Annotated in this window: 12 protein-coding genes; 6 read left to right on the top strand and 6 right to left on the bottom strand. The window is 55.3% G+C overall.

What is annotated here, in order from left to right; all coding sequences use genetic code 11:
• The first annotated feature begins 107 nt into the window (after window positions 1-107).
• Window positions 108-1,697 (top strand): STY4199 family HEPN domain-containing protein, encoded by a 1,590-nt coding sequence (locus ACRCWW_RS20430; protein WP_438684032.1) that lies wholly within the window; start codon window positions 108-110, stop codon window positions 1,695-1,697.
• A 1-nt stretch (window position 1,698) separates the two neighbouring features.
• Here the strand turns inward: ACRCWW_RS20430 and ACRCWW_RS20425 are convergent, their stop codons facing one another.
• On the bottom strand, window positions 1,699-3,354 hold the full coding sequence (locus tag ACRCWW_RS20425) for an alpha,alpha-trehalase (RefSeq protein WP_438684031.1): 1,656 nt from the start codon (window positions 3,352-3,354) through the stop codon (window positions 1,699-1,701).
• A gap of 377 nt (window positions 3,355-3,731) precedes the next feature.
• On the opposite strand from ACRCWW_RS20425, the gene ACRCWW_RS20420 reads away from it, so the two are divergent.
• Complete coding sequence (locus ACRCWW_RS20420) at window positions 3,732-4,823, top strand: serine hydrolase domain-containing protein (RefSeq protein ID WP_438684030.1); 1,092 nt, start codon at window positions 3,732-3,734, stop codon at window positions 4,821-4,823.
• Between the two features lie 5 nt (window positions 4,824-4,828).
• Here the strand turns inward: ACRCWW_RS20420 and ACRCWW_RS20415 are convergent, their stop codons facing one another.
• From ACRCWW_RS20415 to ACRCWW_RS20405, 3 genes are all read right to left on the bottom strand, one after another.
• The gene (locus tag ACRCWW_RS20415) at window positions 4,829-5,080 is read right to left on the bottom strand and encodes a hypothetical protein (RefSeq protein WP_438684029.1); all 252 of its coding nucleotides are present in this window, start codon (window positions 5,078-5,080) and stop codon (window positions 4,829-4,831) included.
• Between the two features lie 195 nt (window positions 5,081-5,275).
• Entirely contained in the window at window positions 5,276-6,628 is a 1,353-nt protein-coding gene (gene gorA, locus ACRCWW_RS20410; RefSeq protein WP_438684028.1) for a glutathione-disulfide reductase, read from the bottom strand.
• 70 nt (window positions 6,629-6,698) lie between these two features.
• Complete coding sequence (locus ACRCWW_RS20405) at window positions 6,699-7,541, bottom strand: 23S rRNA (adenine(2030)-N(6))-methyltransferase RlmJ (protein WP_438684027.1); 843 nt, start codon at window positions 7,539-7,541, stop codon at window positions 6,699-6,701.
• A 157-nt stretch (window positions 7,542-7,698) separates the two neighbouring features.
• Between ACRCWW_RS20405 and ACRCWW_RS20400 the strand changes: the two genes are divergently transcribed.
• The 3 genes from ACRCWW_RS20400 to rsmJ all read left to right on the top strand — a co-directional run bounded on the left by ACRCWW_RS20400 (window position 7,699) and on the right by rsmJ (window position 11,971).
• Window positions 7,699-8,970 carry an acid phosphatase gene (locus tag ACRCWW_RS20400; protein WP_438684026.1) on the top strand — a complete coding sequence of 424 codons (1,272 nt, stop codon included), beginning with the start codon at window positions 7,699-7,701 and terminating at the stop codon, window positions 8,968-8,970.
• A gap of 198 nt (window positions 8,971-9,168) precedes the next feature.
• Window positions 9,169-11,211, top strand: coding sequence for an oligopeptidase A (gene prlC / locus ACRCWW_RS20395; protein WP_438684025.1), 2,043 nt, complete (start codon window positions 9,169-9,171; stop codon window positions 11,209-11,211).
• 7 nt (window positions 11,212-11,218) lie between these two features.
• Window positions 11,219-11,971: a 16S rRNA (guanine(1516)-N(2))-methyltransferase RsmJ gene (gene rsmJ / locus ACRCWW_RS20390; RefSeq protein WP_438684024.1), complete on the top strand. Its 753-nt coding sequence runs from the start codon at window positions 11,219-11,221 to the stop codon at window positions 11,969-11,971.
• 96 nt (window positions 11,972-12,067) lie between these two features.
• On the opposite strand, the gene uspA is transcribed toward rsmJ, so the two are convergent.
• Window positions 12,068-12,508 carry a universal stress protein UspA gene (gene uspA, locus ACRCWW_RS20385; RefSeq protein WP_438684023.1) on the bottom strand — a complete coding sequence of 147 codons (441 nt, stop codon included), beginning with the start codon at window positions 12,506-12,508 and terminating at the stop codon, window positions 12,068-12,070.
• A gap of 310 nt (window positions 12,509-12,818) precedes the next feature.
• On the opposite strand from uspA, the gene uspB reads away from it, so the two are divergent.
• Window positions 12,819-13,154, top strand: a complete 336-nt coding sequence (gene uspB, locus ACRCWW_RS20380; RefSeq protein WP_438684022.1) for a universal stress protein UspB — start codon at window positions 12,819-12,821, stop codon at window positions 13,152-13,154.
• Between the two features lie 66 nt (window positions 13,155-13,220).
• Here the strand turns inward: uspB and pitA are convergent, their stop codons facing one another.
• Window positions 13,221-14,720 carry an inorganic phosphate transporter PitA gene (gene pitA / locus ACRCWW_RS20375; protein WP_438684021.1) on the bottom strand — a complete coding sequence of 500 codons (1,500 nt, stop codon included), beginning with the start codon at window positions 14,718-14,720 and terminating at the stop codon, window positions 13,221-13,223.
• Window positions 14,721-14,875: the final 155 nt, after the last annotated feature.

The raw sequence follows: 14,875 nt of genomic DNA, 5'->3' as shown, positions 1-14,875 counted from the left end.
TTAGCGCTGACGCAGATGCGCTAAGCTACTTTGTAACTGTCTAAAAACAAAAATAAAACCCTGTTGTTTATCAGGGGAAATACACGGCCTTGCAATAAGGAAAATGGATGCACACAGCATCGCACTACTCCGGCGATCAGTTTGAACACTGCCTTGGCGTGGTTCGCCAGGCGGCCACAGAAATTCTGTCGTTGCTCAACGTTCATACCTCTGAAGCGAAAGATCCTCGCTGGTTTCTGGAGCAGCTGGAGCAGGCGCGTTTGAATCTGGGCGGCTGGGCGGCAGTTGCTCGCAAGCTCAATCTTAATGATGCTGAGCTGAGTGATTTCACCGTGCAGTTACGCCACTTACAGCAGGCCGTGCCGGTGTATGAGCGTGGTCAGGCGGTCAGCGAAAATCAGCTCATTGCGGCTTTGCGCTTTGCGGCGGTGCTGGAAGCCGTGCGGGAAAAACAGCCGCTGCTGAAGTTTGCCTCCATTGCGGGGGATGACAGCAATGCGCGCCAGGAGCAGGCGCAGCGGCAAATGCGTGCGCTGACATTGACGCTTAAAGCGTTGATTTCGCAAGCGTGGCCGGACACCACGAAACTCAATAACCACCTTAAATTACAGTTTGGTGCTGATAGCGTACGGCGCTGGCTGGCGAACAGCGATGCGGGCGATATTCTCTCCGGTATGTTGTTCAGCGATCTGGCTTCGCTGGTGGTCGATAAAAAAGCGTTTGCTCGTCACTACTCCCCTTTATTTAACTCGGCGTCAGCCCTGACTTTTCTTGCTGAACAGCGCGTCACGCTGCATGCCTTTCTTGAGGATTGTCGGGGAATGCGCAACGCCATGGTGGCGCAACGTCCTCTGACAACCACGGAAATCGCCCTGCTGGATAACTTTGTTCAGCAAATCGCAGGACCGATTCAGCGAGCCTTTGAGCAAGGGCGAACCCGGGTGAACCCGACAGCGTTTATGGCCGTGGACAGCAATGAGTTACACCATTTCTGGGAGGAGGCCCGCACGAAGGATCGGGCGCTGGGCGGCGATCATCTGCCTGTTCGCGACAACATTGAACCGCCAAAGAAGCAGGAGAAAAGCACGCCGGAAGATCGTGAGCAGCTCATCTCAACGATTTTGTGGGGAACGGTGGGCGTCGTGGTGCTGGTAATGGCTTTCGCTTCGCTGTGGATGTTCAGCAACACCACACCGGCAGAATCGGCCGCGCAGCCCACGACTCAGGCGCTAATTGATGCTCCGGAGCGTGAGATCCCTTCGCCACGTGAAAAGCTGGCGAACATGGGCATTACCTGGGATGTGAACAGCTTACGTGCGGCTATCGATCGTAACGATACGCGCGTCACGACGCTCTTTTTACAGGGCGGCATGACCTGGCAGCTGGCGTGGACAGAGCAGGCCCAATCCTTCCGCTATGACGAAGTGCTCGAACTGTTGCTGCGTTATCGCCTGCAAATGGATGAACCCAAGCCGTGCCGTCGCTTTATGAATACATTGGGGCATGCCATGGCGAACGGGGAGTCGCTGAATTCGATGCGAAAATCTTACCTGCAGGCGTTTTGCACCACCCCAGCCGTGGTGGAACGCCAGCGCTATAACGTTTCACAGGCCAGATTACGCGCGGATGCCTCACCGGATGTGCAGAATAAAAAATGGCTGACGATCCAGTCAGCCATTTACGATGCGATTCGCTAAGCTAGTCCGGCTCGCCGTAAAGCCCCATCAGGCGGCGCACCACGCCGTTGGTCCAGCCGAAACCGTCCTGCAACGGATATTCACCGCCGCCCCCTTGCCGGGGCGTGCTGGAACCGATGTGATACTTCTCAATCAGCTTGTGATGCTTCTGATAAACGTGGTTGACGGTCTTCAGCCAGCTGCGGGCGATTTCATTGCCGAGTGCGTCGTTGCCATAGAGCTTGAAGCCCTGGATCGCCATCCACTGTAGCGGTGCCCAGCCGTTAGGGAAATCCCATTGCTCGCCGCTGTCGTACTCTGTCGACAGAATACCGCCGGGCGTAAGCAAGCGCGTTCTGACCGCAGTGTCCAGCTTATCGGCCTGCTCATGCGTCGCCATGCCGACATAAAGCGGGGCCATGCTGGCGGCAGAAAAAAGCCCCAGCGCTTCGCGACGCCAGTCGTAATCACGATAACAACCCTGTTCGTCATCCCACAAATAACGGTTCACGGCCGCGCGGCGCTCGCTGGCCTTATGACGAAAGTCGGCTTCGGTTTCTTTATCACCCTTCAGACCAGAAAGATTGGCGATGGTATTTTCCAGTTTGAACATAAAGGCGTTCAAATCGATCGGTACAAACTGCGTGGTGCGAATACTGGCCAGGCGGGTGGTGTCCCGCAGCCAGCGAGAGGAGTAATCCCAGCCGGATTCTGCCCCGGCGCGCAGGTCGCGGTAAACTTCATTGGGCGGTCGTCCCGAATGGCGAGCCGTTTCCACGTCTTCCAGCCACGACTCATCGCGCGGCGTATCACGGTCATCCCAATAGCGGTTCAGCAGCGAGCCATCGGGCAGGCGAACCACGTGGCGATACGCCTGATTGGGCAGCAGCGTGCCTGAGCCGTCCATCCAGAAGTCATATTCCATCTTCAGATGGTCAAGATAGCGCTTCGCACCGCGCACGCCGTCTTCCTCAAAAAGCTCAACCATCAGGGCGAAAACCGGTGGCTGGGAGCGGCTCAGATAGTAGGTACGGTTGCCGTTGGGAATATGGCCGTAGCGCTCAATCATCCACGCGAAATTATCCGCCATGCACTTGAGCAAATCTTCGCGCCCGCTCTCTTTCAGGCCGAGCATGGTGAAGTAGGAGTCCCAGTAATAAGTCTCGGTGAAACGCCCGCCGGGCACGATATAGGCCTGAGGCAGCGCCAGCAGCGAAGACCAGGGGATATGATCCTGCGGTTCACGCGTCAGAATGGGCCACAGGTTTTCAATGTGTTCTTTGAGTGAGTTTTCGGGGTCAGAGACGTACTCATTGGCGTGACTTTCCGGCAGCCAGAAATGCTCTTCAACAAACGCCCGCAGGTTGAAGCCAGGCAGGCGTTTCTGTTGGCGAAAGCGAATCAGAATATCCAGCGGGTCCATTCTTGGCGCACAGTCGGGGAAGGTTTTGCTGTCGGCAAAAATGCGCGCGGCCTGAACACGTTCAAAAAGCTCCAGATATCGGTCAGCAGGGGTGAGGGCATCCGAGGCGGGCATCCCCTCGATCATTTCCGGCTCCGGCTCAACCTCCGTCATGGCATCCAGTTTTAGCTCGCACGGATCCGTCTGGTAGCAAAGCTCAGCGGCCAGCGCCTGCACTTCGTCGGTGTCCGGGTTACGTAATTTCTGGTTGAGCATAGTGATAAACACCTCCGGCTAACGTCAGTACAAAATGCCGGGTTCCTCCGGCGCTCTACTAAGCTTAGACATTCGCTTCGATCGGTGGGGCGTGAAACGTGCACTTCGTCGCAAAAATGTGCGAAGCCTTTCGGCGATGTTGCGGCCTAATGCGATGTATTCACGAAAAATTCGCTGAAAAAGCGGCAAACCGGCTGGTCTGCACTTTCGGAGCTTTCACTTTGCAACCGAATGTGAATCTCGCTATGGTTTGTGCGCTGTTTACCCCCGCTCACTTTATCTCTCTTATGTCAGGAAGGTCAGTTTTGAAAGGGTTTGTACTCCCTGTGCTGATGGCGTCTGCGCTTGTCTGTGGCTGCTCAGGAACGCTATCACAAATGAATATGCCTTCCAGTGAAGTGAAGCAGGTGGCGCAAAATGGTCGCACGCTTTCTGTCAACGAACTGGTGACGGAGTACATGCAGAGCAAACAGGTCTCCGGCATGGTGGTGGCCGTGATCCACGAAGATGGCCCGCCGAAGTTTTATTGCTATGGCGTGACCGACGAACAGCATCGCTATCCCATCACGCCTGACACGCTTTTCGCGCAGGGCTCACTGAGCAAAGGGATTACGGCGGAAGTGACCACGCAGCTGGTCAATGAAGGGCGTCTGCACTGGGATGATACGCTGGAAACGCTGCTGCCACCGGGCACGCCGCTCAGTGACGACGCACGTAAAATTACGCTTTTGCAACTGGTGACGCACACCTCCGGCTTACCGCGTCAGCCAATGAGTTTGCTGTCACTTGAGCATCTGTTGCGCTATCTGAGCGACGGTGAGAACTTCTATCACGAACTGGATAACGACAGCGTGCTGGGCTATCTGAGCAGCTTCAACGCACCGCTCACCCGCGAGCCACGCTACTCCAATATCGGCTATGCCATTCTGGGCTATGTGCTGAAAGTCCAGACCGGGCAGCCTATCGAATCCCTGGCTGAGCAGCGCATTTTCCAGCCCCTGAAGATGCAAAATTCCAGCTTCACGCCTGAAACGCTGCGCAGCTATCCATTACGCGCATTAGGGCATGCCGGCGATCAGCCAAAATTTATCGCTCGCGGTTCTTTAACGCCGGACTGGCAGTTCAGCAACAATATGATGGGCGCGGCAAGTCTCTACAGTGATGCCCGCGATTTGATTGAATACGCCAGAGCTCATTTCAGCGACACGGGAAATATTGTGCTGAATAAAGCTTTCCGCGACGTCAGTGCGGATTATTTTCCACGTGAAAAAGAAGCAGCCAATATTGCATGGATTACTGATACCTACGGCGATCAGAAAATTACGTATCAGGTAGGCTATATCGGCGGATATTCCAGCTATATCGGATTTGATAAAGCGAATAAAAGCGCGGTAGTGGTTTTGCAGAATAGCTTTAACTGGAGTAATTATATCGGGCACGCACTTTTAAAACGTAACGTGCCCGAATAATCAATTTACCACTTCTCGTCGCGCGCGTTCTGACGGCCATCACGGCGGTTTTCACGCTTATCATGGCGGCAGCTGGCATTGCTTTTATTATCATGCTCGTAGCATTCGCGCTTATCTTCACGCCCCTGAGTACGCGTATCCTGGCGAATATCGCGGGCATCCTGACGTTTGTCGCTACGGTAAGTCGCCTGTGCAGGAAGCGTCAGTGCGGGCAGCAATAATGCGGCGGTGACCAGAGAAATAATTAATTTTTTCATTGATTTAAGACCTTCTGGAAAAACAAAGAATAGTGGACGCTATTCATCAAAATGTAGCCTATTTTCTCTTGGTTCAAATTAGGGACTTGGTGCAATTTGTGCGGGGCAGAAAGAAAGGTTGTTTAATTTAAAATTGCGAAACCAGATACGCGGAAAGAACGAAAAAAAAGCCCCGTGATAACGGGGCCTTAGGGATTAACGCATGGTGACAAATTCTTCCGCAGCGGTCGGGTGGATCGCCACAGTGTTGTCGAAGTCTTTCTTGGTTGCGCCCATTTTCAGCGCCACAGCGAAGCCTTGCAGAATTTCGTCCATGCCAAAGCCAATGCCGTGGATACCGACGATCTTCTCTTCCGGGCCCACACACACCAGCTTCATGCGACACGGCTGACGGTGAGACGTCACGGCGGTGTACATGGCGGTGAAGGACGATTTGTAGACCTTCACGGCATCCTCACCGAACTGCTCACGCGCTTGGGGTTCTGTCAGGCCCACGGTGCCGATTGGCGGGTGGCTGAAGACCACTGTCGCGATGTTGGTGTAATCCAGATGCTCTTCCGGCTTGTTGTTAAACAGGCGTTCAGAGAGGCGACGGCCAGCCGCAACGGCAACCGGAGTCAGTTCTACAGCACCGGTGTTGTCGCCAACGGCATAGATGCCCGGCACGCTGGTGTTCTGGAACTTATCGACAACGATGTAGCCTTTGTCGTTGGTTTTCACCCCGGTCGCGGCCAGGTTGAAGTTGTCGGTTTCTGGCTCACGGCCAATCGCCCAAATCAGGCTATCGACCGTCTGGCTGCGACCGTCTTCCAGTTCCAGCGTCAGGCTACCGTCGGCATTTTTCACGACTGCTTTTGGAATGGCATTGGTGTGCAGCGTCGGGCCTTCAGCCGCCATCACTTCTACCAGCGTTTCGACAATCATTGGATCGAAGCTACGCAGCGGCGCGTGTTTGCGCACGAACAGGTGCGTTTCAGCGCCCAGACCGTTAATCACGCCAGCCAGTTCGACAGCGATGTAGCCTGCGCCCACAACAGCCACACGTTCTGGCAGCGCGGGCAGCTCGAAGAAGCCGTCAGAGTCGATGCCGTATTCCACACCTGGAATGTTCGGGTGGCTTGGGCGGCCGCCGGTGGCGATCAGAATGTGATCTGCTGTCAGCGTTTCGCCGTTCACTTCGATGGTTTTCGCATCAACAAAGCGTGCAAAACCTTTGATCACATCGACATTGTTCTTGCCCAGCACGTTGTCGTACGAGGTGTGAATGCGGTCGATATAAGCGGTGCGGCTGGCAACCAGCTTGTTCCAGTCGAAGTGGTTAATCGTGGTGTCGAAGCCGTAGTCCGGGCCATACATATGGATGGCCTCGCGGATCTGCGCGGCATGCCACATCACTTTTTTCGGCACGCAGCCCACGTTGACGCAGGTGCCGCCCAGCTCTTTGGCTTCAATCAGCGCACACTTCTGGCCATACATGGCCGCGCGGTTGATGGAGGCGATGCCGCCGCTGCCGCCGCCGATAGCGATGTAGTCATAATGCTTAGTCATAGGGTCTTCCTTAATCGTTGATTGCCGCGATTGTATACCTGGAATCCATAGGTTCCACCGATGATTGCGATTACTCAGGCACGATCCAACTGACGGTGGCGTGGCCTGTGCCGGCTGGAACCAGCGTTTTGTGCAGCCACGGCAGCACGTTGTTCATCTGCTGTTCGAGCTTCCACGGTGGGTTAATGACGATCATGCCGGAGGCTGTCATGCCGCGCTGATCGCTGTCCGGACGAACGGCCAGCTCAATTTGCAGAATGCGGCGGATGCCGGTGGCTTCTAACTCTTTAATCATGCGTTTGATCTGCGCACGCAGAACGACGGGATACCACAGCGCGTAAGTGCCGGTGGCGAAACGCTTGTAGCCTTCGCTGATCCCGGAAACCACCGCCTGATAGTCGGTTTTAATTTCGTAAGGTGGGTCAATCAGGATCAGGCCACGGCGAGACTGGGGTGGCAGTTTCGCTTTCAGTTGCTGATAGCCATCGCCTTTCGCCACACGAGCGCGATCGTCTTTCTGGAACTCAGAACGCAGCAGCGGGAAATCGCTTGGGTGCAGCTCGGTCAGCTCCAGGCTGTCTTGTTCGCGCAGCAGCTGGCGAGCAATCAGCGGGGAACCTGGGTAATAGCGTAACTGGCCGCTGCGGTTAAAGTGCTGCACAACGCTGATGTACGGCTCCAGCTCGGCAGGTAAATCATCCTGCTGCCAGATACGTGCGATCCCTTCCAGATATTCACCGGTACGCTCTGCATGCTCGCCGCTCAGCTGATAACGCCCGGCGCCCGCATGAGTATCGAGATACAGAAACGGTTTCTCTTTCTCTTTCAGTGATTCGATGATCAGGCTCTGAACGGTGTGTTTGAGGACGTCGGCATGGTTGCCGGCGTGAAAGCTGTGGCGATAACTGAGCATGGATACGGGTGTTCCGAAGTAATAAACGATGCCGACAGTTTACCGCAGATTGCCGCAGATTACCGCTGAAGCCTCACGACAGGCTGGCAAGGATGCCAGAATCGACCAACACTATGAGGGGCATCGTGCGTAATGGCTACTTAAGACAGGACTCAACATGAATCATCGTCTGGCCTTTTTTGTTTCCGTGTTGTTGATGAGCTCGCCCGGTATGGCGAAAGAGATGTCGATTCCCGGTTCGGCGGAAGTGGCCGACAGGGTGTCGCAATCGTCTGAACTGTCTGCGTATGTGAGTCTGGAAAAAGAGGTGCTGACGGCGCTGCGAAAATCATTGCAGGGCACTGCTCCGACGCTGACGCGTGACAATCTGGAGAAAGCCACGCAGTCGTCCACTCAGGCTGATACCGCCTGGCTTAAGGCCAGCGGCTATGACTTCCAGACTGCCGCTTTGCAAAAGCAGGGAATTCAACTGCTTTCCGGCTTCAGCGATCTGCCGGAGAACACGCTGAAAGCCAGCCTGCAAACCGTGATTATCATCAATCAGGACGCGACGGAAAGCCTGCGCCGTCAGGCACTGATGGACGCTGAAGGGATCAGCTATTTGTGGTTCCTGAGCGATGCATTGGGTCCGCGCCTGGGCAGGGCGTTTATGACGGCTTATGGCAAAGGTGAACTCAGTAAAGCGGCGGCGCTTATCAAAGCCAGCGAAGTCAGCACCGGGGCGGCCAAAAAATATTTTCGCTATGAGCGGCCTTTCCTGGTGCAGGGCAGCGGCATTTATCTGGTGCCGGATAACACGGTCGTCAAAGATTTGCATCCGTATAGCGCAGAGGGGGGCTCATTTCCCAGCGGACATACCAATACCGGCGTAACGGATGCGACGCTGCTGGCGCAAATGCTGCCCGAACGCTACGAGGCGCTGATGGTTCGCGGAGCGCGCTACGGCTACTCACGCGTCGTGCTTGGCGTGCATTATCCTTTGGACATTATGGGCTCGCGAATGGTGGCCCTGAGCAATGTGACGCACTATCTGAACGATCCCAACTATCGCCGCCTGTTTAACGAGGCGCGGGATCAGCTTCGATCCGCGCTGGAAAAAGAGTGTGGTATGCCGCTGGCTGAATGCGCACGTTCCGATGCGAAAGAAGATCCCTGGCACGACCCGGATATGCGTGAATTCTATCGTTATACCCTGACATGGGATTTGCCAAAGCGGGACGCCGCTAAGAGCGGGTTAACGGTTCCGCCGGGTGCCGAAGTGTTGCTTGAGAGCGCGTTGCCTCATCTTTCTGCGGCCAAACGGCGTGAGCTTTTGCAGAAAACGGCTTTGCCTGCGGGATATCCACTTTCTGGCAGCACGCCTGAGCAGCAGTTCTGGCAGCGGGTTGATCCTGTGGCGGCTTACGTGGCGGGGACGCATTTACATTAACAGAATGCCGGGTGGCGCTGGCGCTTACCCGGCCTACTTTTCGTGTAGGCCCGTGCAAGCGTCAGCGCCGCCGGGCAGAGTAATATGTCTTCCACGTGTTCCGCTATTGAAATCCTCTACACTTAACCCCATTCTCACTCTTATCGGTAAAGCGCCGGACGTGCGCTGTGACATTCACTTTTTCAAAGGACCGCGCTTATGACCAATCCATTACTGACGCCTTTCGAATTACCGCCTTTCTCAAAAATCCAGCCAGAGCACGTCGTGCCAGCCGTCACCAAAGCGCTGGATGATTGCCGTGCGGCGGTAGAAAGCGTTGTGGCGCAGGGCGCGCCTTACAGCTGGGAAAATCTCTGCCAGCAGCTTGCTGAAGTGGATGATGTGCTGGGCCGTATCTTCTCCCCGGTGAGCCACCTGAATTCCGTGAAGAACAGCCCGGAACTGCGTGAAGCCTATGAGCAAACGCTGCCGCTGCTGTCTGAATACAGCACCTGGGTCGGTCAGCACGAAGGCCTGTATCAGGCCTATCGCGATTTGCGCGAGGGCGACAATTACGCGGGCCTGAACACCGCGCAGAAAAAAGCGGTAGATAACGCGCTGCGTGATTTTGAATTATCCGGTATTGGTTTGCCAAAAGAGCAGCAGAAGCGTTATGGCGAAATCGCCGCGCGTCTTTCTGAGCTGGGCAACCAGTACAGCAACAACGTGCTTGATGCCACCATGGGCTGGAACAAGCTTGTCACTGACGAAGCTGAGCTTGCCGGGATGCCGGAAAGCGCCCTGGCCGCCGCCAAAGCGCAGGCTGAAGCGAAAGAGCAGGAAGGCTATCTGCTGACGCTGGATATCCCAAGCTACCTGCCAGTGATGACCTATTGCGACAACCAGGCGCTGCGTGAAGAGATGTATCGCGCTTACACCACGCGAGCTTCCGACCAGGGGCCGAATGCGGGCAAATGGGACAACAGCCCGGTGATGGAAGAGATCCTCGCGCTGCGTCACGAGCTGGCGCAACTGCTGGGCTTTGAAAGCTACGCGTTTAAATCGCTCGCCACCAAAATGGCGGAAAACCCACAGCAGGTGCTCGATTTCCTGACTGACCTGGCAAAACGCGCGCGTCCTCAGGGCGAAAAAGAGCTGGCACAGCTGCGTGCTTACGCGAAAGCCGAGTTTGGCGTGGATGAGCTTCAGCCCTGGGATATCGCTTACTACAGCGAAAAACAGAAACAGCATCTGTACAGCATCAGCGACGAACAGCTTCGTCCTTACTTCCCGGAAAACAAAGCCGTTAACGGCCTGTTTGAAGTGGTGAAACGCATTTACGGTATCACCGCCAAAGAGCGCATCGATATCGACGTCTGGAACCCGGAAGTGCGTTTCTTCGAGCTGTATGACGAGAAAAACGAGCTGCGCGGCAGCTTCTATCTCGACCTGTATGCGCGTGAGCACAAGCGCGGCGGGGCGTGGATGGACGACTGCGTAGGCCAGATGCGTAAAGCCAGTGGCGAACTGCAAAAACCGGTCGCCTACCTCACCTGTAACTTCAACCGCCCGGTGAATGGCAAACCTGCGCTGTTTACTCACGATGAAGTCATCACCCTGTTCCATGAGTTCGGCCATGGTCTGCATCACATGCTGACGCGTATCGAAACCGCCGGTGTTTCCGGTATCAGCGGTGTGCCGTGGGATGCGGTCGAACTGCCGAGCCAGTTTATGGAAAACTGGTGCTGGGAGCCGGACGCGCTGGCGTTTATCTCCGGTCACTTTGAGTCCGGCGAACCGCTGCCGAAAGAGCTGCTGGATAAAATGCTGGCGGCGAAGAACTACCAGGCGGCGATGTTTGTTCTGCGCCAGCTGGAGTTCGGTCTGTTCGACTTCCGTCTGCATGCTGAGTTCAACCCGCAGCAAGGGGCGAAAATTCTCGACACACTGGCCGAAATCAAGAAACAGGTTGCCGTGGTGCCGGGTCCGTCATGGGGCCGCTTCCCGCACGCCTTCAGCCATATCTTTGCCGGTGGCTATGCGGCGGGTTACTACAGCTATCTGTGGGCCGATGTACTGGCAGCCGATGCCTTCTCTCGCTTCGAAGAAGAAGGTATTTTCAACCGCGAAACCGGGCAGTCGTTCCTCGACAATATTCTGAGCCGTGGCGGTTCTGAAGAGCCGATGACGCTGTTCAAACGCTTCCGTGGCCGCGAGCCGCAGCTGGATGCGATGCTTGATCACTACGGCATTAAGGGCTAAGCGTTTCGTGAAAATCTGTTTAGTGGATGAATCAGGCGCCAGCGATGGCGCCTTATCTGTTCTTGCCGCCCGCTGGGGGCTGGAGCACGATGCTGAAAACCTGATGGCGCTGGTGTTAACGCCGGAGCATCTTGAATTACGCAAACGCGATGAGCCAAAGCTTGGCGGGATCTTCGTGGATTTCGTGGGCGGCGCGATGGCGCATCGCCGTAAGTTTGGTGGAGGTCGCGGTGAAGCGGTGGCGAAAGCGGTCGGCATTAAAGGCAGCTATTTGCCGGATGTCGTCGATGCAACCGCCGGGCTTGGGCGCGATGCGTTTGTGCTGGCTTCCGTGGGTTGTCACGTGCGAATGCTGGAACGTAATCCTGTCGTCGCAGCATTGCTGGATGATGGGCTGGCGCGTGGCTACGCAGATCCGGAAATAGGCGGCTGGTTGCAGGAGCGTTTGCAGCTGATCCACGCCTCAAGCCTGACGGCGCTGACGGATATCACGCCGCGCCCGCAGGTGGTTTATCTCGACCCGATGTTCCCGCATAAGCAAAAGAGTGCGCTGGTGAAAAAAGAGATGCGGGTGTTTCAGTCGCTGGTGGGGCCGGATGTAGACGCCGATGGTTTGCTGGCACCAGCGCAGCAGCTGGCAACGAAGCGTGTTGTCGTGAAGCGCCCGGATTATGCGCCGCCGCTGGCGGATGTCGCGACGACCAATGCGGTGACCACCAAGGGCCATCGGTTTGATATTTATGCGGGGAGTCCTGGGTAGTCCCCTCACCCTAACCCTCTCCCCAAAGGGGCGAGGGAATGGTTTGCTCCCTCTCCCTTTTAGGGAGAGGGCCGGGGTGAGGGTTACAGCAACGGCTTAATCTTCGTCTTCGTCATCTCGCAGTGGGACAATCAGCATGTCCACGTGCACGGTGTTAATCAGCTGACGAGCAGAAGACATCAGCTTGCTCCAGAAGTCCTGATGGTGACCGCAAACCACCAGGTCCATATCGTATTTCTTAATGGCATCTACCAGCACCTGACCCAGATCGCCGCTGCCGCTCAGGGTTTCGGTAATCGGGTAGCCGGCGTTGGTGGACAGCTCAGACAGCGCGTGGTGAGTCTCTTCCGAAATGCGTTTCTGCATATCACCGAGGTTGACATCAATCAGGCCGGTGTAGAGATCGGAGTAGTTCACATCGACATGAATCAGGGAAACTTTCGCGTTGTAAGGGCGGGCCATGGAAACAGCCTTGTCGACCAGAACTTTACTCTCTGGTGACAGGTCAACGGCGATAAGAATGTGTTTGTAAGCCATAGTGTTACTCCTTCCTTAAGTGATGACTAAGTGGTTATGCCTTAAAGTGTAGACAACTCAACCTTAAAACTCCCCTCAGGCTACGTCAATCGGCCTTGATCACCAATCAGTCAAACAAATTATTCGGCTTGAGCAATTGATAACGGTTAAGGATGTGGCAAAAAAATCCGCTGATCTCCTACACTATTTAAAGAGCCGATGGGTTGGCGTTCTGTGATCGGTTTCTCACTCTTTCACTGACTGTCTGTCGAGTTTCGGGTTGCGGTAGTCCCGGAGGGGTTCTCCGTGGGCGGGTCGCCGGGGAGGAGGTATGGTAAGCACTGTCGCACTGTTTTGGGCTTTGTGTATCGTTTGTGTTGTGAATATGGCGCGCTACTTCTCATCATTGCGCGCGCTGCTGGTGGTGCTGCGTGGTTGCGATCCCTTGCTCTATCAGTATGTGGATGGCGGAGGCTTTTTTACCTCCCATGGTCAGCCTGGCAAGCAGGTGCGTCTGGTGTGGTACATCTACGCGCAGCGATACCGCGATCATCATGATGATGAGTTTATCCGGCGCTGTGAGCGTGTTCGTCGTCAGTTTGTGTTGACCAGTGCGCTGTGCGGACTGGTGATTGTCAGCATGGTTGCGCTGATTATCTGGCACTGATTTAAGGCGATTGCGGCATAAAAAAACGGGTCAGTTTCCTGACCCGTTTTTGGCGTTTGTGCAATCTTAGATTAGCTTCAGGCTGAGCCAGTACAGCACGCCGGAAAGGATAATCGCTGCTGGCAGGGTTAACACCCACGCCATCAGAATGTTGGTCACGGTTCTGCGCTGCAACCCGCCACCGTCAACGAGCATCGTACCGGCAACCGAGGATGACAGAACGTGAGTGGTGGAGACCGGCATCCCGGTGTAGCTTGCCAGACCGATTGAAACCGCTGCGGTCATCTGCGCGGACATGCCCTGAGCGTAGGTCATGCCTTTCTTACCGATTTTCTCGCCGATGGTGGTCGCCACGCGACGCCAGCCGATCATCGTACCAATGCCCAGCGCCAGTGCGACGGCCATGATAATCCAGATTGGCGCATACTCGATGGTGTTGAGCATGTCGGTTTTGAGTTTCTTCAGCAGACGCTGATCGTCAGCGCTTACGTCTGGCAGCTTCGCCACTTTATCCGTGGTATCAGAGATACACAGCATGATACGGCGCAGCTGGCTGCGCTGATCGACGCTCAGCTTGTCGTAGCTTTCGACATTGTTCGCCAGCATGCCCTTCACGCGATTCAGTGCGTTAAGGGTATTGGCCGGGTGGCAATGGAATTCGCCAGGCGTGGTCGTGGTCGCTTCCGGTGAAGGAATTAACTGATCAACGCCGGTCACTTTTTTCAGCAGGTCAGGATGCTGCTGGAAGTAGATTTCGACGTTGTTCACGGCATCGCGGGTACGGGTAATGTCGTAACCGGAGGCATTCATATTCACCACGAAACCAGCCGGTGCCACACCAATCAGAACCAGCATCACCAGGCCAATGCCTTTCTGCCCGTCGTTTGCGCCATGAGAGAACGCCACGCCGATAGCGGAGAGGATCAGCGCAATACGGGTCCAGAATGGCGGCTTTTTCTTGCCGTCTTTCTTTTCACGTTCCGCTGGAGTGAGGTGAATGCGAGCGCGTTTTTTGGTGCCGCTCCAGTAACGACGCAGGATGAAGATTAACCCCCCTGCGACAACCAGACCGACAATCGGAGAGATGATCAGCGAGCCGAAAATCCCCATGACTTTCGGGATATTCAGCGCGTCAACCACCGAGGTGCCGGTCATCAGCGCATTGGTTAACCCAATCCCGATGATCGCCCCGATAAGCGTATGCGAACTGGATGCAGGCAGGCCGAAGTACCAGGTTCCGAGGTTCCAGATAATCGCGGCTAACAGCATCGAGAAGACCATGGCGAGACCATGAGCAGAGCCCATATTCAGCAGAAGATCCGTTGGCAGCATATGCACAATCGCATAGGCTACGCTCAGACCGCCCAGCAGCACGCCAAAGAAGTTGAAGAGGGCCGCCATCACCACCGCGAGCTGAGAACGCATCGCGCGGGTATAGATGACGGTTGCAACTGCGTTTGCAGTGTCATGGAAGCCGTTAATCGCTTCGTAGAACAACACAAACCCCAGAGCAAGCAATAATAAAAGCCCGGTATGGAGATCCAGGCCGGCAAACAAATGTAGCATAGGACGTTACGCCATTTTGAGGACATGAACGCGGCGCATTATCCAGGACAAACGCAGCGTGGGCAAAGAGAAATATAGACTTTTATTGATATTTGTTCACTTCGGTAAAAATGCCGTCAGGAATTATCCTATATGTTTCAACGGTATGACTGGTG

This window comes from Scandinavium sp., assembly GCF_051650185.1.
Lineage (GTDB): Bacteria > Pseudomonadota > Gammaproteobacteria > Enterobacterales > Enterobacteriaceae > Scandinavium.
This window is presented reverse-complemented; position numbering and strand designations above follow the sequence as displayed.

Excerpts from the sequence above, each read along its gene's own strand:
- gorA (WP_438684028.1), bottom strand. The coding sequence starts at position 6,628 with ATGACTAAGCATTATGACTACATCGCTATCGGCGGCGGCAGCGGCGGC.
- prlC (WP_438684025.1), top strand. The coding sequence starts at position 9,169 with ATGACCAATCCATTACTGACGCCTTTCGAATTACCGCCTTTCTCAAAA.
- ACRCWW_RS20430 (WP_438684032.1), top strand. The coding sequence starts at position 108 with ATGCACACAGCATCGCACTACTCCGGCGATCAGTTTGAACACTGCCTT.
- uspB (WP_438684022.1), top strand. The coding sequence starts at position 12,819 with ATGGTAAGCACTGTCGCACTGTTTTGGGCTTTGTGTATCGTTTGTGTT.
- ACRCWW_RS20405 (WP_438684027.1), bottom strand. The coding sequence starts at position 7,541 with ATGCTCAGTTATCGCCACAGCTTTCACGCCGGCAACCATGCCGACGTC.
- uspA (WP_438684023.1), bottom strand. The coding sequence starts at position 12,508 with ATGGCTTACAAACACATTCTTATCGCCGTTGACCTGTCACCAGAGAGT.
- ACRCWW_RS20400 (WP_438684026.1), top strand. The coding sequence starts at position 7,699 with ATGAATCATCGTCTGGCCTTTTTTGTTTCCGTGTTGTTGATGAGCTCG.
- ACRCWW_RS20425 (WP_438684031.1), bottom strand. The coding sequence starts at position 3,354 with ATGCTCAACCAGAAATTACGTAACCCGGACACCGACGAAGTGCAGGCG.
- ACRCWW_RS20415 (WP_438684029.1), bottom strand. The coding sequence starts at position 5,080 with ATGAAAAAATTAATTATTTCTCTGGTCACCGCCGCATTATTGCTGCCC.
- ACRCWW_RS20420 (WP_438684030.1), top strand. The coding sequence starts at position 3,732 with ATGAATATGCCTTCCAGTGAAGTGAAGCAGGTGGCGCAAAATGGTCGC.
- pitA (WP_438684021.1), bottom strand. The coding sequence starts at position 14,720 with ATGCTACATTTGTTTGCCGGCCTGGATCTCCATACCGGGCTTTTATTA.